This is a genomic window from Streptomyces sp. FIT100 (genome assembly GCF_024584805.1).
GTDB lineage: Bacteria > Actinomycetota > Actinomycetes > Streptomycetales > Streptomycetaceae > Streptomyces.
The window spans coordinates 889841-911444 of sequence record NZ_CP075715.1; the positions used below are offsets into that span (position 1 = coordinate 889841).

At 71.3% G+C, this 21604-nt stretch carries 20 protein-coding genes and 1 pseudogene; 10 read left to right on the forward strand and 11 right to left on the reverse strand.

The features are described 5' to 3' along the window. Positions 1–53: 53 nt before the first annotated feature. The 3 genes and pseudogenes from KK483_RS03805 to KK483_RS03815 form a co-directional block, all read right to left on the reverse strand. A pseudogene (locus tag KK483_RS03805) lies at positions 54–1399 on the reverse strand (nicotinate phosphoribosyltransferase). A gap of 37 nt (positions 1400–1436) precedes the next feature. After that, positions 1437–2057, reverse strand: a complete 621-nt coding sequence (locus tag KK483_RS03810; RefSeq protein ID WP_262003707.1) for a hypothetical protein — start codon at positions 2055–2057, stop codon at positions 1437–1439. A 302-nt stretch (positions 2058–2359) separates the two neighbouring features. Next, on the reverse strand, positions 2360–3181 hold the full coding sequence (locus KK483_RS03815) for a universal stress protein (RefSeq protein ID WP_262003708.1): 822 nt from the start codon (positions 3179–3181) through the stop codon (positions 2360–2362). Between the two features lie 193 nt (positions 3182–3374). On the opposite strand from KK483_RS03815, the gene KK483_RS03820 reads away from it, so the two are divergent. Together KK483_RS03820 and KK483_RS03825 are read left to right on the forward strand one after the other, a co-directional pair. After that, positions 3375–4250, forward strand: a complete 876-nt coding sequence (locus tag KK483_RS03820) for a universal stress protein (RefSeq protein ID WP_262003709.1) — start codon at positions 3375–3377, stop codon at positions 4248–4250. 118 nt (positions 4251–4368) lie between these two features. Then, complete coding sequence (locus tag KK483_RS03825; RefSeq protein WP_262009333.1) at positions 4369–5844, forward strand: bifunctional aminoglycoside phosphotransferase/ATP-binding protein; 1476 nt, start codon at positions 4369–4371, stop codon at positions 5842–5844. Between the two features lie 77 nt (positions 5845–5921). Here the strand turns inward: KK483_RS03825 and KK483_RS03830 are convergent, their stop codons facing one another. Then, positions 5922–6044, reverse strand: coding sequence for a hypothetical protein (locus KK483_RS03830; RefSeq protein ID WP_262003710.1), 123 nt, complete (start codon positions 6042–6044; stop codon positions 5922–5924). 315 nt (positions 6045–6359) lie between these two features. Then, positions 6360–6569, reverse strand: a complete 210-nt coding sequence (locus KK483_RS03835) for a hypothetical protein (protein ID WP_262003712.1) — start codon at positions 6567–6569, stop codon at positions 6360–6362. 211 nt (positions 6570–6780) lie between these two features. Here KK483_RS03835 and KK483_RS03840 point away from each other — a divergent pair, with 211 nt between their 5' ends. After that, the gene (locus KK483_RS03840) at positions 6781–8496 is read left to right on the forward strand and encodes a SulP family inorganic anion transporter (RefSeq protein WP_262003713.1); all 1716 of its coding nucleotides are present in this window, start codon (positions 6781–6783) and stop codon (positions 8494–8496) included. 54 nt (positions 8497–8550) lie between these two features. Here the strand turns inward: KK483_RS03840 and KK483_RS03845 are convergent, their stop codons facing one another. Beyond that, a complete protein-coding gene (locus KK483_RS03845; RefSeq protein ID WP_399015952.1) occupies positions 8551–9123 on the reverse strand; it encodes a rhodanese-like domain-containing protein in 573 nt (190 codons plus the stop codon). 80 nt (positions 9124–9203) lie between these two features. Between KK483_RS03845 and KK483_RS03850 the strand changes: the two genes are divergently transcribed. After that, positions 9204–9491: a metal-sensitive transcriptional regulator gene (locus KK483_RS03850; protein ID WP_262003716.1), complete on the forward strand. Its 288-nt coding sequence runs from the start codon at positions 9204–9206 to the stop codon at positions 9489–9491. Between the two features lie 56 nt (positions 9492–9547). Here KK483_RS03850 and KK483_RS03855 read toward each other — a convergent pair whose 3' ends face one another. Genes KK483_RS03855 through KK483_RS03865 form a run of 3 tightly spaced genes read right to left on the reverse strand, consistent with a single transcriptional unit; the run spans position 9548 to position 12065 of the window. Further along, positions 9548–10297 carry a sulfite exporter TauE/SafE family protein gene (locus KK483_RS03855; protein WP_262003717.1) on the reverse strand — a complete coding sequence of 250 codons (750 nt, stop codon included), beginning with the start codon at positions 10295–10297 and terminating at the stop codon, positions 9548–9550. Then, positions 10294–10656 carry a rhodanese-like domain-containing protein gene (locus KK483_RS03860; protein ID WP_262003718.1) on the reverse strand — a complete coding sequence of 121 codons (363 nt, stop codon included), beginning with the start codon at positions 10654–10656 and terminating at the stop codon, positions 10294–10296. The genes KK483_RS03855 and KK483_RS03860 overlap by 4 nt, the downstream gene beginning before the upstream one ends. Positions 10657–10703: 47 nt before the next feature. Then, positions 10704–12065: a rhodanese-like domain-containing protein gene (locus KK483_RS03865; protein WP_262003720.1), complete on the reverse strand. Its 1362-nt coding sequence runs from the start codon at positions 12063–12065 to the stop codon at positions 10704–10706. A 925-nt stretch (positions 12066–12990) separates the two neighbouring features. Between KK483_RS03865 and KK483_RS03870 the strand changes: the two genes are divergently transcribed. The 6 genes from KK483_RS03870 to KK483_RS03895 all read left to right on the forward strand — a co-directional run bounded on the left by KK483_RS03870 (position 12991) and on the right by KK483_RS03895 (position 19490). After that, on the forward strand, positions 12991–14250 hold the full coding sequence (locus tag KK483_RS03870; RefSeq protein WP_262003721.1) for a sodium:proton antiporter: 1260 nt from the start codon (positions 12991–12993) through the stop codon (positions 14248–14250). Between the two features lie 142 nt (positions 14251–14392). After that, positions 14393–14689: a hypothetical protein gene (locus KK483_RS03875; protein WP_262003723.1), complete on the forward strand. Its 297-nt coding sequence runs from the start codon at positions 14393–14395 to the stop codon at positions 14687–14689. Positions 14690–14771: 82 nt separating this feature from the next. Then, a complete protein-coding gene (locus KK483_RS03880) occupies positions 14772–15197 on the forward strand; it encodes a hypothetical protein (RefSeq protein ID WP_262003724.1) in 426 nt (141 codons plus the stop codon). Positions 15198–15240: 43 nt separating this feature from the next. Beyond that, the gene (locus KK483_RS03885) at positions 15241–16749 is read left to right on the forward strand and encodes an FAD-dependent monooxygenase (protein ID WP_262003726.1); all 1509 of its coding nucleotides are present in this window, start codon (positions 15241–15243) and stop codon (positions 16747–16749) included. Positions 16750–16783: 34 nt separating this feature from the next. Beyond that, a complete protein-coding gene (locus KK483_RS03890; RefSeq protein ID WP_262003728.1) occupies positions 16784–17377 on the forward strand; it encodes a TetR/AcrR family transcriptional regulator in 594 nt (197 codons plus the stop codon). Between the two features lie 181 nt (positions 17378–17558). Next, complete coding sequence (locus KK483_RS03895; RefSeq protein ID WP_262009334.1) at positions 17559–19490, forward strand: TrkA family potassium uptake protein; 1932 nt, start codon at positions 17559–17561, stop codon at positions 19488–19490. Positions 19491–19924: 434 nt separating this feature from the next. Here KK483_RS03895 and KK483_RS03900 read toward each other — a convergent pair whose 3' ends face one another. Both KK483_RS03900 and KK483_RS03905 read right to left on the reverse strand, forming a co-directional pair. Beyond that, positions 19925–20425 (reverse strand): MarR family winged helix-turn-helix transcriptional regulator, encoded by a 501-nt coding sequence (locus KK483_RS03900; RefSeq protein ID WP_262009335.1) that lies wholly within the window; start codon positions 20423–20425, stop codon positions 19925–19927. Positions 20426–20520: 95 nt separating this feature from the next. Next, a complete protein-coding gene (locus KK483_RS03905; protein ID WP_262009336.1) occupies positions 20521–21522 on the reverse strand; it encodes a PP2C family protein-serine/threonine phosphatase in 1002 nt (333 codons plus the stop codon). Positions 21523–21604 lie beyond the last annotated feature (82 nt).

A 21604-nucleotide genomic window follows, 5' to 3' on the forward strand; every position in this document is an offset into this window, starting at 1 on the left:
GCAGGGGGTGCGCAGCGGCGGACCGACGCCGAGACCGCCGTTGCGTCACGGGTCTAGGACCGCATCGCAGGGACCTGCGTCTCCTCCTCGATACGACGCCGGACCCGGTCTGCGAGTGTGCTCAGCCGCTCGGAGACCGTCGCCCGAGGCGCGACCGGCGATCGGATCAGCCGAGCTGCCGACGGCAGTTCGGCCAGGTCGGCAGCGAATCTCGCCCGGCACTCCGCGAGCGTGGGCCTCGCGGAGGTGCGCCGCCCGTTCTGCATCACCGTCTCCAGCAACGGCTTCGACACATCGTCGGGCGGCTGCTCGCCGGCGAGTGCGATCACGTCGGCGTACCCGGCGCGACGGAACACCTGCTTCGGCCGGGTGCCGTGACCTTCGCCGAGGAGAGCTTCATCACCGGGCGGCCGTCGTATTCCACCATCTTGTAGGCGGAGTCCAGGTACGGGGCGTCGGCCGAGACCCCGACCCGGGGCCCGACGGCGTAGATGTCGATCGGTGCTCCGGAGCGCACGAGTTCGTCCACGGCGTACTCGTCGAGACTGCCACTGGCGACGACCTGTACGTCCGGCAGGCCGGCCGCGTCGAGGATGGCGCGCGCCCGTACTGCCAGGGCTCCCGGGTCACCGCTGTCGAGCCGGACCGCCGAGCCGGGCCCCCGTTCCAGGTCCCGCAGTACGCGCGCCGCGATGCGGACGCCGGTTTCGGTGTCGTAGGTGTCCACCAGCAGCGTCACCGGGCCGGGATGGGAGCGTGCGAAGGCACGGAAGGCCTCCTCTTCCGTCGCGAAAGCCTCGATGAACGAGTGGGCCATCGTGCCGACCGCGGGCACGCCTTCGGCGGCGGCCGCGGCGACATTGCTCGTCCCGGCGAAGCCCACCATCGCGCTCAGCCGGGCCGCCTGGAATCCGGCCTGCGGGCCATGGGTCCGCCGCAGGGAGAAGTCCACGATCGGATGTCCCGCCGCGGCGAGCAGGCATCTCGCCGCCTTCGAGGCGATCGCGGTCTGGTGGCTGAGCTGATTGAGCACGTACGTCTCGGCCAACTGCGCCTGGGGAAGCGGCGCGGTCACCTCCAGCAGGGGTTCGCCCGCGAGGACGATCCGCCCTTCCGGCACCGCCCGCACCTGGCCGGTGAACTCGAGTCCGAGCAGCGGCTCCAGATCGCGGCGCGGCCGCTGCAGCGCCGTGGTGAAAGCGTCGATGTCCTCGGGGCCGACCCGGAATCCCGAGAGGAAGTCCAGTGACGACTCCAGGCCCGCGGCGACGAGGAAGCCGCGGTGAGGAGGCAGGTTGCGGACGAAGAGGCTGAAGGTTGCCGGGCCGGTCATCCGCTCCCGCAGGTACGACATCGCCATCGTCACCTCGTACAGGTCGGTGGTCGTCGCCTCGGACATCGCTCTCTCCTCCTCTGGAGCAGCACACACCGGCCTGTCACCGGCGGAAGCGCCCGGACCAGGAGGGCTCCACCAGGTCCCACTCGGCCTCCCACTGTGCGGCCCTGCTGCGGTCCAGCACGAGGCGCATGCCCGCCCTGGCGGTGAAGACACCCGCTGTCACCGCGACCGCCGTCATGCCGCCCACCAGCCAGCCGGTGGCCGTGGCGTTGTCCTGGGTCATCGGCGGCCTGCTGAGGGTTCCCCCGGGGCCGAGCCAGACTCGCACGGTCGCGCCCTCGGTGGCGCCCGGCTCCACCCGCGCAGTACCGGTCCTCTCCTTGCCGTCCGTGGCGGTCCATCGCACCTGCGCCCATCGCCAGACGTCTTTTGCACCACCCTGTGCTCCGTCCCCCTCGGTGTCCGAAACCACGCGGGCGGTGATCGCGTGCCGTTCCGCCGACTGGGCCTCCGCTGTGCGCATCGAGGACTCGTACGCCGCCAGCCCCGCGCTGACCGAGGCCGCCGGCAGTCCCAGGGCAAGGACGAGCATCAGGAGGCGGCGGAACCAGGACTCGATCCTGTCGGACCTACGCCTCAGCCGGTTTGCGTCCTGTGCCGGATGCTGCTGGTGCGGCGGACGGGGACCGGATGCGTACGGCGAGCCCTGTGCACTCATGGCCCCTGACCTCCGGCTGTCGCTGGTCACTTCCCCCACCACGATCGAACGGCGGCAGAGACCGGTCACTGGGCCGAACGGCCCTCGCGGGCGACCGCCCGGACCACGGCCGGGCCGGGTCCGGCCGGGTCCGGGCGGGGCGGGCCGGGGCCGGGCGGGGCGGGCCGGGTCCGGGCGGGGCGGGCCGGGGCCGGGCGGGGCGGGCCGGGTCCGGGCGGGGCGGGCCGGGTCCGGGCGGGGCGGGCCGGGTCCGGGCGGGGCGGGCCGGGTCCGGGCGGGGCGGGATCCCGCGAGGTGAACGGTCACCTCTGCGGAACGACCGCGATCGGACAGGGCGCGTGATGCAGTACCGCGTGGTTGACGAGGCCCAGTTGCAGCCCCAGGTGCCCGCGCCGCCTGCCGGCGCCGACGACGAGCAGGTCGGCGTCCGCCGCGGCTGCCAGCAGCGCCTGGCGTGCCGGTCCTTCGACCGTCTGACGGCTCACCGGGACGTCCGGGTACCGCTCGGCGCGACCGCGCAGCGCGTCGTCGAGCACCTGTGCAGGGGGGCGGCAGTGGGCCTCGGTGGCGTAGCCGGACGGGGGCGGCGGCTCGGAGAGGACTCCGAACGGGACACTCCAGGCATGCACCGCGACCAGCCGGCCGCGCCGCACGTGGGCTTCACGCAGCGCGAACTGCAGTGCCGTGCCGCTTCCGTCCCCGTCCTCGACACCGACGACGACAGTTCCGAAACGGCCGTCCCGGTGCTCGGCAGCCCCGCGCACCACGACGACGGGGCAATCGGCGCGCGCCGCCACAGCGAGACCGACCGACCCGAGGAGCAGTCCGTCGAGCTCTCCGAGCCCTCTGGACCCGAGGACCAGGGCGAAGGCGTTGCGCCCCTTGCCGAGCAGAGCGGACGCCGGGTCCTCGTGCAGCACCTCGCTCGACAGCCGCACCGGGGGAGCATTCTTCCTGGCCCGGTCCATGGCAGCGGCGATCCGACCGGCGGTGTCGTGGTCCGGCGCGGCCGCGTGCACGAGGTGGAGCGGCACGTCGTGCCGGACTGCCTCCTCGGCGGCCCAGTCCACCGCCTCCAGACTCGCCTCCGACCCGTCGAAGCCGACCACCAGGGGAATCGCCACTGCCCTCACCTCCGCCCCGGGGACCTGACTGCATGCTCGTTCAAGCCCCGCCACGGCTCGGTCCGCATGCGCCGCTGGAAGCTCTGAGGTACTCCTCGAATGACAAGAAGGTGTGCTCGGAGTGCCGGCGCAGTCCGGACTGGCGGACTCGTTCACCGTCATTCCAGCTTCTTACGAGACGGAGGCAGGCGCCATGGAGCCAGTGATCACCGTGGGGCTCGACGGTTCAGCCGAGAGTCTGGCCGCCGCCCGCTGGGCCGCCGAGGAAGCCGAGCGGCGCAGGTTCACGCTGCGCCTGCTGCATGCATGGCCTCTGCTTGCGCCGGAACCGCCCCGCGGCCCCGCGGAGATCGATCAGAACTACTGGGCGAAGCGGATCGTGCACAACGCACGGGCCGAGCTCCAGGCACGACACCCTGGTCTCTCCGTGGTCGGCAACCTGGTCGCCGAGGACGCTCAGGACGCGCTGCTGCAAGCGGCGTCCGAGTCCGAGATGGTCGTCCTCGGTTCGCGAGGCCTGACGCCCGTGGAGAGCTACTTCCTGGGCGACGTCAGCATGCCCGTCCTGACCCGGTCCGAGCGGCCGGTGGTCCTGGTACGGGCCGAAAGGCGCGCCGGAGGGCCACCACCGGCTCGCGGTACGGCAGGTGCCGTAGTGGTGGCTCTGAAACTCCACGGCCCGTGCGACGACCTGCTCGGCTTCGCCTTCACCTGCGCCGCGGCCCGCGGCGTGCCTCTTCGCGCCGTCCACGGCCGAAGCGTTCCGCTGTACGCGTACACGCCCTGGGGTGTGGACCACGACGTCACCGACGAGATCACGCGGGAGGCGCAGCAGCGGCTGGGGAACACCCTCCAGCCCTGGCGCGAGAGGTTCCCCGGGGTGGAGGTGGTCGACGCGGTCCGGCTCGACAGCGCCGCGAAGGCCGTCGTAGGGGAATCCGAGAGCGCGGGGCTGCTGGTCGTCGGCCGGCGCAGGCACCGACCCCCCTTGGCACCACGTCTGGGCGCCGTGGCCGAAGCCTCCGTCCACCACGCGCGCTGCCCCGTCGCCGTCGTCCCCCATGACTGAGCCGAACATGACCGGGCTGGGCAACGTCGGGGATGCGACGGTGCCGGTCCATCAAGCCGACGCGTCCGCGCTCCGGTCCGCCACCGGCCATGACACTCCACCACTCCCGCGCGCGGAGGTGTGCGAGACCCACACGGCGATCGTGTTCTTCGTCGGTGACTGCGCCTACAAACTCAAGAAGCCGCTCGATCTGAAGTTCCTGGACTACACCACCGTGCAGGCGCGGCGCGCCGCGTGCGAGCGTGAGGTCGAGCTCAACCGGCGCTTCGCCCCGGACGTCTACCTGGGCGTCGGGGAACTCCGCAGCCCGCAGGCCGAGGCGCCCGAACCACTCGTCGTGATGCGCCGCATGCCGGCGGAACGCCGGCTCTCCCGGCTGGTGCGGGAAGGAGCGACCGTCGATGACGCCCTCAGGGCCGTCGCCCGGCGCCTCGCCACCCGGCACGCGGACGCACCCCGCAGCCGGGAGGTGGACGAACAAGGCACCAGGGACGCACTGCTGTCGCGCTGGGCAGCGAGCTTCGCGCATGTGCGTGAGCTGGCCGGCGGCAGCCCGGTGCCCGACGGCGTGGAAGAGGCCGAGCGTCTGGTGCGCCGCTACCTCGCCGGGCGCAAGCAGCTGTTCGACACGCGCATCGAGCAGGGACGCATGGTCGACGGACATGGCGACCTGCTCGCCGACGACATCTTCTGCCTCGACGACGGCCCCCGCATCCTGGACTGCCTCGAGTTCGACGACCACCTGCGCTACGTCGACGGCCTGGACGACGCCGCCTTCCTCGCCATGGACCTGGAACAGCTCGGCGCCCCGGAAGCCGCGGCGTACTTCCTCGCCCAGTACAGCGAGTACTCCGGCGATCCCGCGCCCCCGTCCCTGTGGCACCACTACGTGGCCTACCGTGCCTTCGTCCGCGCCAAGGTGTCCCTCATCCAGGCACGCCAGGGGGCGGCCGGCGCCGAGGCCGCGTCACGGCGCCTGGTCACAACGGCGCTGCGCCATCTGCGCACCTCCGCCGTCGGTCTGACGCTCGTCGGCGGCCTGCCGGGCAGCGGCAAGTCGACGCTGTCCGGCGCGCTCGCCGACCGTCTGGGTGTCACGCTGCTCAGCAGCGACCGCCTCCGCAAGGAGCTGGCCGGCATCCCGGCGGAGGAGTCCGCGGCCGCTGCCTACGGCGAAGGCCTGTACACGGCGGAGTGGACCGCGAAGACCTACGCGGCCCTCCTTGACCGTGCCTCTGCGCTGCTGGCCTGCGGCGAGTCCGTCGTCCTGGACGCGACGTGGTCCGATGCGGGCAGGCGAGAAGCCGCCCAGCACATGGCCGAACGCGTCGGCGCCGACCTGGTGGCGCTGCACTGTCAGGTTCCGGACGATGTGTCGGCGTCCCGTCTGAGCACCCGCGCACCCGGACCGTCCGACGCCGGCCTCGACGTGGCCAGGGCCATGGCGGCCACGGAGCCGCCCTGGTCGGAGGCCGTCACGATCGACACCAGCGGCCCCCTGGAGTCCGCGGTCGTCCGGGCTCTGGCGGCCGTACGCCCGTGGGGCACCGGACAAGCCCCGGTCTTCCGCCGCTCCTACATGGAGCCGGACTGACCGGGAGCCGTCGCCGGGGGGCGGAGTGAAGCGGAGCGATACCGCAGGCCGTGCTCTCGTCCGGACAGCGGGCGCACTCAGCGCAGCCGGCGCAGGTACGGGCCGTGGGTGTGCCGCGGCAGCAGCCGGACACGCACGTCCGAGGCGGTGACGCCGCCGGGCGAGCCAGCAGCTTCGGGCCGCTGCGTGGGCCAGCGCACGGGCCGCGTCCTGCGTCGGCATACGCGGGCAAGTTGCCGCCTGCGCCGGTGTGGCAGGCGGGCGGGCTCGGCCTGATCGAGGAGGACCAGTGCGACCGTTCGCGGCCATGTGTCCCGGGCCGCGGTGTGGGTGCCACGCAGGCGCGCAGCGACGCGCCGTCGACGGTGGCGGTCGCGTCGACGGGGTTGGCGGCGTCCCTTGTGGTGGTGTCCCTCCGCAACCGCGAGCGCGATCCCAGCGGTCGTGGTGCCTGGCGTCGCCTCGTACTCGGCGAGCCCGACGATCCGGTCGGCGCTCTCGGCCGCCATCGCCCGCTAGCCGCGCCGGGGCTGGTCGGCCACCCGAGCGGCAGCCTTCTCCGCCGAGCGCCGGCTCGCCGCGAAGAAGCGCAACCGCAGATTCTCGGGCGACATCTCCTCGTACAGGCGCAGCACCTCGTCCCGGTCGTCCGGCCCTGCCTGCCGTATCCGCATGGTCGTGCCGTCGGTGAGCAGCGCGTGCACCTGCGCAGCCGTGTCCGTCATGGCTGGTGCCTCCTCATCACCGATGCTGTCACCACCGTCCGGATCGGGCATCACGGCTCCCAAGGGCTACCCGGGGCAGCAGAGAGGACCGACCGGCCCTCGGCCACCCGCTGATCGTCGGAATCCGGCACGGCGCCGTGCACCGCATTCTTCGACTGCGCCCGCGGCGGGCTACGAACCGATGGGCGAAGAGAACGGCAGAAGACGCTTGATGTCCAGGTCGCACAGCAGGTACCAGGCTCTTCGTCGCCTCACGCCCGGGGTCGCCGTCCTCGCCGGCTATCAGCGCATCTGGTTGCGAGGTGACCTACTGGCCGGGGTGACCGTGGCCGCCTATCTGATCCCGCAGGTCATGGCCTACGCAGGTCTGGCCGGACTGTCCCCCGTCGCCGGATTGTGGGCGATCGTTCCGCCGTTGGTGCTCTACGCGCTCCTCGGGTCTTCCCGGCAGCTTTCGGTCGGGCCCGAATCCACCACAGCCCTGCTGACCGCCACCGTCATCGGACCGCTCGCCGGCGGCGACCCCGGACGATACGCCGCGTTGGCGGCTGCTCTCGCCGTCGTCGTCGGAGGGCTGTGTCTCATCGCCTGGGCGGCGCGGCTGGGCTTCGTCGCCGATCTGCTCTCCCGGCCGATCCTCGTCGGTTACATGACCGGTGTCGGCCTGATCATGATCGTCGACCAGCTGCCCAAGCTGGCCGGGGTGTCAGCGAGCGGAACCACCTTCTTCCCTCAGATCGTGTCCTTCGTCCGCCACTTTCCTCAGGCCCACCTGCCCACGCTGCTACTCGCGGTCTCAGCCCTGGCGTTCCTGTTCCTGATGCAGCGCCTGTTCCCCAAGGTGCCCGGACCACTCCTCGTCGTACTGCTGGCCACTGCGGTGGTCGGTGTCTTCGGCTTGGAGCAGTACGGCGTTCAGGTGATCGGTGAGACCCCGGCCGGTCTGCCCGGCCTGGAGGTTCCCCGACTCGACGACTTCCGTGGCCTGTTGCTGCCCGCCCTTGGGGTACTGCTCGTCGGCTACACCGATGTCATCCTGACCGCGCGGGCGTTCGCGGACCGCCGGGGCCATCCGGTCGACGCCAATCAGGAACTGCTGGCTCTGGGCGCATCGAACATCGGCACCGGAGTGCTTCAGGGCTTCCCGGTCAGCAGCAGCGCCAGCCGCACCGCACTCGGCGACGCCGCAGGCAGCCGCACCCAGCTGTACTCGCTCGTGGCCTGCGGAGCGGTGGTCGCAGTGCTGCTGTTCCTCAGCCCTCTGCTCGCGCACTTCCCCTCCGCCGCTCTCGGTGCCATCGTCGTCTACGCGGCGGTCCGTCTGATCGACGCGTCCGGGTTCCGGCGGCTTGCCGCGTTCCGCCGCAGCGAGTTCCTGCTGGCGCTGGGCACGCTCGTCGGTGTGCTGTCCCTCGACATCCTCTACGGCGTGCTGGTCGCCGTCGGCCTGTCGGTCACGGAGATGCTGGCCCGCGTGGCCCGCCCTCACGACGCGATCCAGGGACTGGTCCCCGGACTGGCCGGGATGCATGACGTCGACGACTACCCCGAGGCCCGTACGGTCCCCGGGCTGGTCGTCTACCGCTACGACTCGCCCCTCTTCTTCGCCAACGCCCAGAACTTCCGGCGCAGGGCGACGGCCGCGGTCGATGACCATCCCGGCCCCGTCGCCTGGTTCGTCCTCAACGCCGAGGCGAACGTCGAGGTCGACATCACCGCGCTCGACGCCGTCGAGGCCCTTCGCCGGGATCTGGAGCGCCGCGGCATCGTCTTCGCACTGGCCCGGGTCAAGCAGGACCTGCGGGACGAACTGGACGCCTTCGGGCTCACCGCCGCCGTGGGCCCGGACCGGATGTTCCCGACGCTGCCCACCGCCGTGGCGGCATACGAGGAGTGGTCCCGCGACCAAGCCCCGCCAGAGCCGTGACACAGCGACGAGGCGTGCGGACTCCTCGCCCCACCGGCCCGGTCCATGGCGGATTCAGTCGCGCCTCAGGGCGGCCAGAGTGCGGTCGAGGTCGGCCTGCCGAGGTCGGTTGTGCGGCAGCTTGGCCAGGAGGGCGGCCATGCCGCATGTGTCGGTGAGCGCAGAGAACACAAGTCCGCCGGCGACACCCGCCGAGAGCAGGTGCCAGGCCGGGTGGAGCAGTCCGAGGCCCAGGCCCGCCAGCACCAGCGAGCCGGCGGTGAGTCGGACTTGGCGCTCCATGGCCCAGGTACTGCGCGTGGGGCCGTCGGGGTGGTGGAGCTCATGACCCTCGTTCACCCACGCGCTGGTGCCTCCGACGAGGGTCGAGGCGGGGATGCCGTGTTCGGCAAGGAGAGCGCAAGCGCTGTCGGACCGGGCTCCCGAGGCGCAGACCATGAGAAGGCCGCCACGATCCGCGACCTCCCCGAGCTCGGTCAGTGCGTGGCCGATCAGATCGAGGGGAATGTTGAACGCGCCGGGCACATGGCCCGAGGCGTACTCGCCCGGGGTACGGACATCGATCACCGTCAGGTCGTGCAATCGGGACCGGACCTGGCCCGGCGTGAGCGTGGTGGTCATATTCATCATCGGTGTCATCCCTTGGGGTGGTCGGCATCGTCCCCCTGGGAGTAAATTACCCCCAGGGGTATAGACAGGGAGTTGCGGTGGAACTTGATCTCGCGGGTGCTGAGCTGAAGGCCGTACTGAATCGGCTGCGCCGGGCTCAGGGCCAGATCTCCGGCGTGATCCGGATGATCGAGGAGGGCCGCGACTGCGAGGAGGTCGTGACGCAGCTCGCCGCCGCCTCGCGCGCCCTCGACCGGGCGGGATTCGCGATCATCGCCACGGGCCTGCAGCAGTGCCTGACAGACATGGAGACCGGGCAGACGAACGGGGAGGACCGCGAGCAGATGCGTGCGCGCCTGGAGAAACTCTTCCTGTCGCTCGCGTGACACAGGTCGGGCGACGGGCGGTGGGGAAACCGTCAGTGGTTCCCATGGGGAGCCGGTCATACGAGGCTCCCGATCAGCATCAGACCGGCGACAGCCAGCAGGACGCGGGCGAAGATCCGCCGTAGCGTGTCGGCCTTCACCTTTCCCGACAAGCGTCTTCCGTCCCAGGCGCCGAGGATGGCGGCGCCGGTGAAGGGTGCGATCACCGACCAGTCGAGCGCGTCGGCCGCGCCGGTGCGTGTGGCCAGGGCGGCCAGCGCATTGACCGTGATCACCAGCAGGCTGGTGCCGACAGCGGTCCGCATCCGCAGGCGCAGCGTGGTGACCAGGGCAGGTACGGCGAGGAATCCGCCACCCACGCCCAGTACGCCGGTGACGGCCCCGAGCGCGGCGCCGGTGGCCGCCGCCCGGCCTCTGCGCACGGAGCGGTCGGCCTGGACCACTTCGGGCGGGGTGCGCAGCATCCGCGCCGCCGCGAGGGCCGCGAGGATGCCGAACGCACCGGTCAGCAGGGCCGGGGGGAGCCTGCCCGCAACCGCGCCGCCCAGCGCCGCCGGCACAAGGCCCGCGGAGGCGAACAGCACCCCCGTGCCCCATCTGACGTTGCCGTCGCGAGTATGCGCGTACAACCCGGTGGCGGCGGTGGCAGCCACGATGACGAGACTCGCGGTGGTGGCAGCGGCCGGGGTGAAACCGAGCACATAGATCAGCGCCGGCACGGCCAGAACGGCGCCTCCGCCCCCGAGGGCGCCGAGCGCGAGCCCGACAACGGCTCCGGCGGCCAGAGCAAGGAACAACGTGCTCACGCGATCGATCCCTCCACACCGCGTATGTCCACGACCGGGAGACCCGCCCCGGCCCAGGCGACCATGCCGCCGGTCACGTCCATGGCCACCAGGTCGCGTGCGGCAAGCAGTTCCGCCGCGTGGCGGGAGCGGTTGCCGGAACGGCAGATCACCACCAGCGGCCGGCCTCGGGCGGGCGCGAGAACCGCAGCACCGGCGGCAAGCGCAGCCAGCGGCAGATGGACCGCCCACGGGACATGGCCCATAGACCATTCGTGCGCCTCGCGCACATCCAGCAGTACGGAACCGCCCAGGTCGACGGTGTGCTCATAGGCTTCGGCGGGGTCGAGCCGGCCGGGCCCTCGGTGGAAGAGAGGCATGGTCGCTCCAGTTCACGAGTCGGCGATGGAGGGGCGGTCGGCCCCGGTCAGCTCTCCATCACGGGCAGTCCTGCCGCCCGGGCCGAGTCGAACGCGTCGTCCACGGCCACGACTTCCCGACCCGCCGCGTCCAGCAAGGAAGCCGCGATCCCGGCTCGCATCCCGCCGGCGCAGTGCACCCACACGGTCCCGTGCGGTATCTCGCCGATTCGGGAGCGCAGCTCGTGCAGCGGTATGTGCAGAGAGCCGGCGATATGGGCGTGGGCACGCTCGGAAGTTCGCCGCACGTCGAGCACGACACGCTCGACGTCCGTGTCCCCAGAAGCGAGAGCGGTGAAGGTGGCGCGAGGGAAGGAACGCAGCCGCTCGCCCTCGCGTATCCAGTCGGCCGGCGAGCCGGTGGCAGCCACGGCGGGCCGATCGATTCCGACCCGTACGAGTTCCCGCTGGGCGTAGGCCAGTTGCTCCGCCGACTCGGCGAGCAGCGTGACGGGCTTCCCCCAGGGCACCAGCCAGGCCAGATAAGTGGCGAGCTGCCCGTCCGCCTCGAAGTTGAACGATCCAGCGACGTGTCCATAGGCGAAGGCGATACGGCTGCGCAGGTCGACCACCCACTCCCCCGCCGCCAGCCGCTCGGCGATCTCCTCGGCATCCGCGACGGCGGGCGGCGTCAGGTCGACCGACTCGGGTCCGTGCGCGTTCAACGGCCCCATGTGGGCGTAGTACGCCGGTATGGCATCCAGCGAGGAGAGCAGTTCCGCGACGAATGTGTCGGCGTCCTTGACGAATGCGTCATTGCCGATCCGCTCCTTGCCGATGGTCGTGGCATCCCCTTCGGCTTGCGCCGAGGAGCAGAAGCTGCCGAAGCCGTGGGTGGGCAGAACGGCCGTTTCATCGGGCAGTTCGTCCGCCAGCCGGTGCGCGGAGGCATGCTGGGCACGTGCCAGCCGCTCGGTGAGTCCCGGCTCGACCAGGTCGGGACGACCGACGGTACCGATCAGCAGCGAGCCGCCGGTGAAGACGGCGACGGGCCGGCCGGCCTCCGCCAGCACGTACGCGGTGTGATGCGGGGTGTGGCCGGGCGTCGCCAGGGCACGCAGCACAAGGGCCGCGTCGATCTCCACCCGGTCCCCGTCGGCGACCGGGACCCGCCGGAACGAGACCCGCGCCCCGGCCGGCACCAGGTAGGCGGCCCCGGTGAGACGGGCCAGCTCCAGACCGCCGGTCACATAGTCGTTGTGCACATGCGTCTCGACGACGTGCGTGATCCGCACTCCGCGTCGGGCTGCGGCCTCGATCACCCGGTCGATGTCCCGTGGCGGATCGACCGCCACGGCCCGGCCGGCACCGCCCGCCAGATAGCTCCGGTTACCGAGCCCAGGGACCTCAACGGTGTCGATGAAGAACACGGCGTCACTCCTTTCACAGGGATGTACCCCGGGGGGTATATGTACACCGTAACAGAATTACCCCGGGGGGTATTTCTGGAGAGTCGGCCACCCGATCACCAGGCCCCCCGCAGAGCGCACTGTCACCCACCGAACACCCGAAGGAAGCAGGCAAGACGGCCATCGCCCACCTCGCCGAGGTCACCGCGTCATGGACCCCGACGGCACCAACGCGATCCACCGGGTGACCGGCGAGCGGTGGCCCACATCTGGGACGTCCCGTCCGTGGCCCCGCTCGACGCGGTCAACACCAACGTTCCTCCCATTGAGCCCGGCTGTCCGGCCCCCTGGCGCGGAGCCGTCGTATGCGCTTCGACTGCAAGGAGGCGCTGGTGAGGCGCCTGCGCCCCAGGCGACCAAGTGGCGGGGGCAGTGCGGTGCGGCGATGTGGTGGCGGTCTCCGCGTTCGGCACCCGCAGCCGACTCGGCCCACCCTGGCGACAGTCGCTGTGCGCGCCGGCCCGGATGACGGCTCTTACCCCGGTGGGCGAGCTCGGCTCCTCGCTGCATGAAGGTGACACCGCCGTCCAGGCCGGCGCGTATGCGTACGGCCCTTGCACCTTCACGATCGCTGAGTGATCGGTACCGACCCTGGGATCCGTGCGATCGTCCTGATGGTGTGACTGCCGACCTTCGACACCCAGACACGACAACTCTTCGTCGGGTGGCCCGTCGACGCACCACCCGTGCGCTGTGCGTCCTCCACGCGCGTGCGCGGCGCGTCGAGTCCGGGGATTGCCGGGACCCGGCAATCAGTGGAGCGCGAAGGCGTCCGTAAGCAACCTGCCAGAAACGCGTATGGGACGCGTAAAGTCCGCCGTGGTGTGCCGGGAAGCCTGGTCGGCGAGTTCGAGACAGCTCTCTTCGCCGATCGGGGGATTCCATCATGGTGCTCGTCGCCGTCTTCGGGGTCGCACTTCTCGTCGCGGTCCTCCTCTCCGGCCTGGCCGCCCGAACGGTCCTGTCCACCTCTCTGCTCTTCCTCCTGGGCGGGGCGCTGGTCAGCGACGGGTTCCTCGGGCTGATCCACATCACACCGGACAGCGAGATCGTTTCGGTCACTGCGGACCTGGCCCTGTTCGCCGTGCTGTTCACCGACGGCACGCACGTCTCCTTCCCCAAGCTGCGCGCGAACTGGCGCAACCCGGCCCGTGCGCTCGGCCTCGGCATGCCGCTGGCGTTCGTCGGTATGGCGCTGGTGACGCACTATGCGGTCGGACTGGACTGGACGACGTCGTTCCTCGTGGGTGCCGTACTCGCGCCGACCGACCCGGTGTTCGCCTCGGCGATCGTCGGGCGCAAGGAGGTCCCCGCCAGGCTTCGGCAGTTGCTCAACGTCGAGAGCGGCATCAACGACGGCCTCGCTCTGCCCATCGTCCTCGTCCTGATCGCCGCTGCCGGTCCCACGGCCGGTCACGCGGAGGCATCGCTCTCGAAGATCGGGCTGGAACTGGGACTCGGCCTCGCACTCGGCATCATGCTGCCGCTGTTCGTCACCCGTCTCGTACGGTTCCGGCTGCTGGGGGCAGAGCCGAAGCTCCAGCCACTGCTACCGCTCGCCATCGGTGTGATCCTCTATGGACTCTGCCACCTCACGCACGCCAACCCCTACCTCGCGGCCTTCTCCGCCGGCGCCGTGCTCGCGACCGTGTCACCGGACGGGAAAGCGGCGTTCGAGCCGCTCGGTGAGCTGTTGGCCGAGCTGGCCAAGTTCGCCGCGCTGCTCGTCTTCGGCGCCCTGCTCACGCCGCAGCTCTTCGGCGGCCTTCCTCTTGGCGGCTACGTCGCCGTCGTGCTGGCGATCGTGCTGATCCGGCCGGCATCACTGCTGATCTCGCTCATCGGCACGCGCTTCGAGCGCCGCGAGAAGCTGGTGGCCGCGTGGTTCGGGCCGAAGGGCTTCGCCTCGGTGGTGTACGGGCTGCTGGTGCTGCAGTCCGGCATCCCCGGGGGACAGCAGGCGTACACCCTCATCGCCGTCTGCATCGCGGCCTCGATCATCGCCCACAGCAGCACCGACGTCCCCATCGCCCGCCTCTTCCATGTCGAGGACCTCTCGGGCATTCCCGCCGACGGCGAGAAAACGGCGTCCCGCCCCGGCAAGGAGATCGACGGACACCGTGAGAACCACCGTCAGATGGCCTGACCGGTGACGACACGTCCACAGGCGGCGCTCACACGCGGCTCATCGTGGGCGCGCTCGTCATCCGCACCGACCTCGTACCCCGGCGGTCGTCGACGCCTCATACGGCGACCGCCCAACCCCTTCCGCTACGGAGACCTCGCTGATGCCCCTGACCCTCGTCGTGCTCACCGCTTGGGCCGTGATGTTCCTGGCCGCCAACGTCTATGTGAGTGTGCGCGTGTGGCGAATGCACGATCTGCCCACGTGGCGCCGGATCCTGCCGGCCGTCCTGCTGTGTGCAGCGCTCGCGGCGAGCCTCTCCCGGGCCACCGGAACCACCGCGATCGCGGCGACCATCGCCTTCCCTTTGAACGTCGCGACGCTGCTGGTGGGATGCGGCGAGATCAGGCGGCACAGGCGCACGGCAGCAGCCGGAATCCCGAACGGCCCGGTCCGGTGAGGACGGCTGCGCTGAACCGTCACTCGCCGGCACCGGCCCTCGTCAGGCGTATCGAGCTGTCCACTGTGCGGAGGAGGCGCTGATGAACGGCAACCCGGTCTACCACTGGATCGGCCTCGCCATCGCCACGGCGGTGATGGTGCCGATGCCTGCCGCCATGCTGCGGGGCTGGGTGCCGCCCTGGCAGCGGAAGAAGTACGCGGCAGGCGTCCGGTTGCGTGCATGGGCGCTGCTGTGCCTCTACGGAAACATCCTCGCCAACGGCATCCCGCGCCTGGCCGACGCCTCGTACAGGACGGTCACGGCCTGCATGAGCGTCGGCTTCGGCTGCATCGCCGCTGCGGCGGTCCTGTTCTTCCTCGCCGATCGCAGGGACAACCGGGCGACGAAGGCCGGATGCTCCTGGTCACGCCACGAGCCCGCCATCGACCCCGGGATCGATCGTCACCCGTCGGCCGCGGTTCCCCAGGTACCCATCCACACAGAAGATCGATCACGTAAGTGTTAGTATCTAACATACGTTAGTGGCTAACAGATTTAGAGGTCGGGACATGCCGACGGTTGTGATCGTGGGGGCAGGCCCTACCGGGCTTGCCCTGGCGTGCGGATTGCGGGCCGCCGGCGTAGCGGTCCGGGTGGTGGACAAGGCTCAAGGGCCGTCCGTGACTTCGCGGGCTCTGGGGTTGCAGCCGCGAGGTTCGGAGGTCCTGGACCGTCTCGGCGCTCTGGGTGATCTGTCTCAGCGGTCCGTGCCGATCCAGCAGGTGATCACTCATGTCGACGGTCGGCCGATGGCCCGGCTGAAGGTCGGCCTGCGCACCAAGCTGGTGACCCGGCCCGGGCTCCTCGTGTCGCAGGCCGAGATCGAAGCGCGGCTGCGGCACCGGCTCGCCGAGTTGGGGACGGAGGTGGAATGGGGACGGGAGCTCCTGGCCGCCGAACAGGACGGCGAGGGCGTGACGATCCGCGTCACCAACGGGCAGGTGCGTACCGACTGGCTGGTGGGGTGCGACGGCGCGCACAGCCAGGTACGCAAAGCGGCGGGTGTCGACTTCCCCGGCGTGGCCGTCATCGAACGCTTCCTCCTTGCCGACGTACGGGTCGATCTGCCGTTCCCGCGCGACGCGGTGTCGGTCTGGTTGCGCGGCGATCGGATGGTCTCGGCCTTCCCGCTGCCCGGGGCCGATCTCTGGCGTCTGATGGCCCCTGCGGCCGACGGGCTGGGGGAGGTTCTCGATGCCGATACGGTGCTGAGCACGCTGAGCCAGGCGCTGTCCGCAGAGGCGGGCCTGGCGGCCGTAAGGGTGCGCGAGGTGGTGTGGACTTCCACGTTCCGCATTCACCGACGCCTGGCGTCCACTTATCGCAGCGGCCGGATCCTGCTCGGTGGGGACGCCGCCCACATCCACAGCCCGATCGGCGGGCAGGGCCTCAACACCGGCCTGGGCGACGCCGAGAACCTGGCATGGAAGCTCGCGCTCGTCGCCTCCGGCCGCGCCCACGAAGGACTACTGGACACCTACCAGACCGAGCGGCGGCCCATCGCAGAGGAGGTCCTGGCGTCCACCAGCGCCATGACACGGCTGGTCGTCGGGCAGACCCCGCTCGCCCGTGCGGTCCGTGACCGCCTCTTCGTGCCTTTGATGAACCGGTCACTCGTCCAGCGGCTGATCTGGGAGAAATCCTCCCAGTTGAAGATCAGTTACCGGCGCGGCCCGCTGGCCGGCGGGACCCTTGCGACCCTGCCCCTGCCCTGCCCGCGTACCGGCGACCGCGTCCCCGACCTGGATTGCGTGCGCCACGACGGCAGCCGGACCCGCCTGCACGCCGAGCTCGGCTCCCGCTGGGCCGTGCTGACCCCTGCGGCAGCGCGAACTGACATCCTGGCGGCCGCCCACCGCCACTTGGGAGAGGCGAACACAGCCGTGCTGACACCAGCCGCCCACAGGGCCAAGGTGCTGCTTGTGCGGCCCGACGGCCATCTGGCATGGTCAGGGACCTCACCGGCCGCGCTGGACCGCCGGCTGACCCGCATGCTCGGCACCGGCCGTACCGGGTGACTCCTGCACCAGACCCCGAGAGGCATCACGGCCGATGAACGCGCCCCTGCCACCGACCCCGCCCACCGGTCTGCGCGCCCGGAAGAAGGCCCAGACCCGCCGCACCATCCAGGACCAGGCCCTGAAGCTGTTCCTGAGCCAGGGGTACGAGAACACGACCGTCGAGGAGATCGCCGCCGCTGCCGGTGTCTCCCACATGACCTTCTTCCGGCACTTCCCCACGAAGGAAGCCGTCGTGGAGACCGACGACTACGACCCGATGATCGTCCAGCTCATCCAAGAGCGCCCGCCGGACGAGGACCCGCTCACGGCTCTGCGCCGGGCCCTGGCCCAGGGACTGGAGGCGGTGTACGCCACCGACAGAGAGGCACTCCTGGTCCGCACCCGGCTCGTCCTGAGGACACCGGCTCTACGCGCCCGCGTCTGGGAGAACCAGTACGCCACCGAGCAGTTGTTCGCGCAGGCCCTGTCCGTCCGTCAGCCGGGAGCCGACCCGCTGCGCACCCGCGTCCTCGCCGCCGCCACACTGGCCGCACTGACCACCGCCCTCACCGTGTGGGTGGAAAGCGACGGCACCGAAGACCTGCCCACACTGGTGGACCAGGCCCTCCAGGCCCTGCACGGCTGAGCCGACCACACCCCGAGCCGCAGGTGTGTGGGGACGCGGCCAGGCGCCGCGCAGACGCCTCTCCCCCGGCCGTCTCCTCGCACCACCCCCGCAGCGCAACTCCCCTGCCCTGCAAGGGAGTCTTGGTGACGTGACCTCACGCCTTCCTCACCAACCGCTGCCTGCCGCGCCGGCAGGGCAGATGATCGTCTGCGGCGACGACGCACTGGCGACCCGCCTCGCCACCGAGCTCCACGATGTCTACGGAGAACGGGTGACGCTGCTCGCCCCGCCCTCCCGCTCCCTCGCCGACCCACAGCCCTCCCCGGCAGCGGCCCGCCTCCGGGCCTCTGCACTGCTCGGTCGTGTGTCCGCCGCGATGAACCGTCCCGACGGCGCCGACGGGGTCGGCTCCAGCGGACAGTTCCTCCTGCCGGTCCAGGAGAGGGAGGCGGCGGAGCCGACGGAGGAGGTGCTGCGCGAGGCCGGTGCGGAGCAGGCCGCCGCGCTCGCGCTCGTGTACGAGGACGACGAGACGAACATCAGAGCCGCACTCGCCGCGCGCCGGCTCAACCCCCGCCTGCGGCTGGTCATCCGGCTCTACAACCGCAAGCTGGGCCAGCACCTGGAGGAGCTGCTGGACCAGGCCGCTCTGGTCGCGATGCCCGAACTGGAGTCGGCCGCTCTGGACGCCTCCACCACGGTGCTGTCGGACGCCGACACCGCGGCTCCCGCGCTCGCGGCGACCGCCGTGGCCGGCACGAGCAAGGTCGTCCAGGCCGACGGCCTCCTGCTGCGGGCGGTGGAGCGCACCCCGCCCGCGCGGGGCGAGGTCCCCGATCCCGGCCTGTGCACACTCGCTCTGCTGTCCTCCACGACCAACGACCCAGCAGGCGCCGAGGGTTCGGAAAGCAGCGGCCCGCAGAGTCCGACGCTCCTGCCCGACGACGCGGCGGTCACGGCGGCAACGGGACGGGGAACCGTGGTGTTGGAGGCGGTCTCGCACACCGGACCGCCGCTACCGTCCCGCCGACTCGCAGGCCGGGGCGCCCCGCTCGGGGAGCTCTTCTCACGCCGCCTGCGGTGGGCGCTCGCCGGTGTTTTCGCGGCCGTGCTCGCCCTGACCGTGGCGTCGACGCTCATCACGGGCGACGATCCCCTGCACGCCGTCTACATCACCCTGCTCGACGTGTTCGGCATCGGGGACCCGGCCGTCGGCGAGCCCACCGCCCGTCAGCTGCTCCAACTCCTGGCCGGGCTGGTGGGCCTCGCCCTGCTGCCGGTCCTGGTCGCCGCATCGCTGGAGGCCTTCGGGGCCTTCCGAGGGGCCGCCGCGCTGCGCCGCCCTCCGCGCGGTCTGTCCGGGCACGTCGTGCTGCTCGGCCTCGGCAAGATCGGTACGCGGGTACTCGCCCGGCTGCGTGAGCTCGGCATCCCCGTGGTGTGCGTCGAGGAGGACCCGGAAGCACGCGGCATCGCCCTCGCCCGCCGGCTCCGTGTCCCCGTCGTCCTGGGTGACGTCACCCAGGAAGGCGTCCTGGAAGCGGCCAAAGTCCACCGCGCCCACGCTCTGCTGGCCCTCACCAGCGCCGACACCACCAACCTCGAAGCCGCACTGTACGCCCGCAGCGTCACACCCGACCTGCGCGTGGCCCTCCGGCTGTACGACGACCACTTCGCCACCGCCGTCTACCGCACACTGCGCGCCGCACACCCCTCGGCGCTCACCCGCAGCCGCAGCGTCTCGACGCTCGCCGCACCCGCGTTCGCCGGAGCGATGATGGGCCGCCAGATCCTCGGCGCCATCCCCGTCGAGCGCAAGGTGCTGCTGTTCGCGGCACTGGAGGTCGCCGAGCACCCGCGGTTCGAAGGCCGGACCGTCGCCGAGGCGTTCCGGCCCGGCGCCTGGCGTGTGATCGCTCTGGACACGGCCGACCCCGCCGAACGCCGCCCCGACCTGGCCGCCGCCCGCTCCTACGACTCCGGGGAGCACAACAGCGGCCGCAGCGGTGCCGGGCTGCTGTGGGACCTGCACCCCGGCTACGTCCTGCGTTCCGAGGACCGTGTCGTCCTCGCCGCCACCCGCCGCGGACTTGCGGAACTCCTCGGCCGGCGAAACCGCCCAGACCGCTGAGTCGGAGGTCTCGCCGCGCCACTGGCCGCCGACGGCGCTCCACGCGGGAGAGCAGATGGGCGGCGCGCGCTCGGCACGTGAGGCGCGGCGAGCTCCGTACCGGAGGGACACGCCGAAGAGCACAGAGCCACCCTCCTCCATTGCACTGTGCAATGCTCTTGTCGCGAGGAGGGCTCCGGCAGCACGGGCGGCACCTGCGCGAGGTCTCGGGCGCCGGAACGATGGTCACTGCTCGACACGGCACGCCGGTCCCGTCGGGGGAGCCCTCCTCACCACACCGGCACGCAGGTCGCGCGGCCGGTTGCGGGCGTGCCGCTCCTGTCGGCCGGTTGTCCGGGCGAGGGACTCATCGGGCTCCTGAGGGCTGTCGGCAGGAGCGGCGCGACCGTGACAGGACTGAGCCCGCGACGGTCGCCGGCCCTTCAGCCGACCGTTCAACTGTCGCGTTGTACGGGTGCGTCCGCCCAGCCCAGCGGATGGATGCCCGCGTCTCCTGTCATCGCGTCCGGCTCCCCGCCCGCCTCGGTGAATGCGGTCAGGGCGTCGATCAGGGCTGAGCGCTGTCCGGGGGCGAGGCGTGCCACGATCGACGCGATCTCCTCGCGGCGTCTGGTGGTGACGTCCTCGACGAGGCTGCGGCCCTCCGGCGTCAGCTGCAGGACGGTCTCACGCCGGTTCTCGGGATTGATCCGACGGTCGACCAGACCGGCCGCGACCAGCCGGTCGACCATGCGCATGGCGGTCGAGGGGTTGACGCCGAGAAGGTCGGCAAGTGCGACGAGCTTGGCCGAGCCGTGAGTGGACAGCACCACCAGCAGCCGGAACTGAGGCAGCGTCACCCTGTCCTCGACAGCGGCCAGCGAGCGCGCCGAGACGGCGACGAGCAGGCGCGACGCCGTGAGAACCGCGAGGGTCACCGCGTCGACGTCGTCCATGCCTCGGGAGGGTTTCGCGGTCTTGGCCATTGGTCCTTTCTACCGTGCGCTGCCCGCCGCTCAACCTCCGCCCTCACCAGTTGCCCAGGCTGCCCTCACCGTTCGTGGTAGCGGAGCAACAGCATGGCGGCGTCGTCATGGAGCGGCCCTTCCACGTGCCGGACCAGGTCCCCACGCAGAGCCTGCAGCGCCGCCTCGGGGTCAGGATCCTTGAGGAGCACCGCACGCTCGCCGAGCGGATAGAAGCAATCAGTATGGTCCCGGGCCTCGGTAACCCCGTCGGTGTACAGCAGGAGTTGGTCCCCCGGTGTGAACTCCGCCCGGTACGGCTCGGGCCCGCCCGTGCCGTGTATACCGAGGCCGAGCGGCAGAGCATAGCGCCGCGGTTCGGCGAAGTGGACGGTGCCGTCGCGGCGGAGGATCACGGGCGCCGGATGGCCGTAGTTGAGCAGGGTGACGCACTGGTCGTCGCGCACCTCCGCGAGCACGGCGGTGACGAACTTCTCGCCCTGCAGTTCCCGGTCGGTGGCCCGTTCGAGCCGAGCACCGACGCTGCTCAGATCGGGTTCGTCGTGGGCGGCCTCCCGGAAGGCGCCCAGGACGAGGGCGGCCGTCTCCACCGCTTCGAGCCCTTTGCCCTGCACATCGCCCACGATCACGCGCACACCGCCCGGCGACGCGACGACCTCGTACAGATCACCGCCGATGCGGGCTTCGGCCATCGCCGAGGTGTAGGAGACGGCCACTCGCAAGTGCCCTGCGCTGCGCGGCACCGGCCGCAGCAGCACCCGCTGCGCGACCTCGGCGATCGAGCGGACACTGGCCAGCTCGGCTTCCCGCCGCTGCCGCATCACCGCGGCCACGAGTCCGGCGGCGGTCACGCCCGCCACGGATGCCAGCGCGGTGAAACCTCGCCGGCCGGCGAACAGGCCGTCGTACAGTCCGAGGCCCAGGCAGAGGACCAACGCGAGCGCACCGACCAGGGCCGTGCGGCGCCAGCCACCCATCAGCCCGGCGAAGGCGGGGCCGAGGGCGACCAGCGGCAGGAACCCGACCGACGGGCCGGCGGTGACATCGACCACCGCCACTATCGCCATGACGGCATACGGCAGCACGGAGAGCAGCGATGAACTCCGCGAAGCCTGCACTGCTGCTTCCGCCAAAGCAGACCCCCGCGAG

Coding starts and splice junctions, on each gene's coding strand:
- KK483_RS03810 (WP_262003707.1), bottom strand. CDS start 2,057: ATGAGTGCACAGGGCTCGCCGTACGCATCCGGTCCCCGTCCGCCGCAC.
- KK483_RS03820 (WP_262003709.1), top strand. CDS start 3,375: ATGGAGCCAGTGATCACCGTGGGGCTCGACGGTTCAGCCGAGAGTCTG.
- KK483_RS03835 (WP_262003712.1), bottom strand. CDS start 6,569: ATGACGGACACGGCTGCGCAGGTGCACGCGCTGCTCACCGACGGCACG.
- KK483_RS03840 (WP_262003713.1), top strand. CDS start 6,781: ATGTCCAGGTCGCACAGCAGGTACCAGGCTCTTCGTCGCCTCACGCCC.
- KK483_RS03845 (WP_399015952.1), bottom strand. CDS start 9,123: ATGAATATGACCACCACGCTCACGCCGGGCCAGGTCCGGTCCCGATTG.
- KK483_RS03860 (WP_262003718.1), bottom strand. CDS start 10,656: ATGCCTCTCTTCCACCGAGGGCCCGGCCGGCTCGACCCCGCCGAAGCC.
- KK483_RS03870 (WP_262003721.1), top strand. CDS start 12,991: ATGGTGCTCGTCGCCGTCTTCGGGGTCGCACTTCTCGTCGCGGTCCTC.
- KK483_RS03875 (WP_262003723.1), top strand. CDS start 14,393: ATGCCCCTGACCCTCGTCGTGCTCACCGCTTGGGCCGTGATGTTCCTG.
- KK483_RS03880 (WP_262003724.1), top strand. CDS start 14,772: ATGAACGGCAACCCGGTCTACCACTGGATCGGCCTCGCCATCGCCACG.
- KK483_RS03885 (WP_262003726.1), top strand. CDS start 15,241: ATGCCGACGGTTGTGATCGTGGGGGCAGGCCCTACCGGGCTTGCCCTG.
- KK483_RS03890 (WP_262003728.1), top strand. CDS start 16,784: ATGAACGCGCCCCTGCCACCGACCCCGCCCACCGGTCTGCGCGCCCGG.
- KK483_RS03895 (WP_262009334.1), top strand. CDS start 17,559: ATGATCGTCTGCGGCGACGACGCACTGGCGACCCGCCTCGCCACCGAG.
- KK483_RS03900 (WP_262009335.1), bottom strand. CDS start 20,425: ATGGACGACGTCGACGCGGTGACCCTCGCGGTTCTCACGGCGTCGCGC.
- KK483_RS03905 (WP_262009336.1), bottom strand. CDS start 21,522: ATGGCGATAGTGGCGGTGGTCGATGTCACCGCCGGCCCGTCGGTCGGG.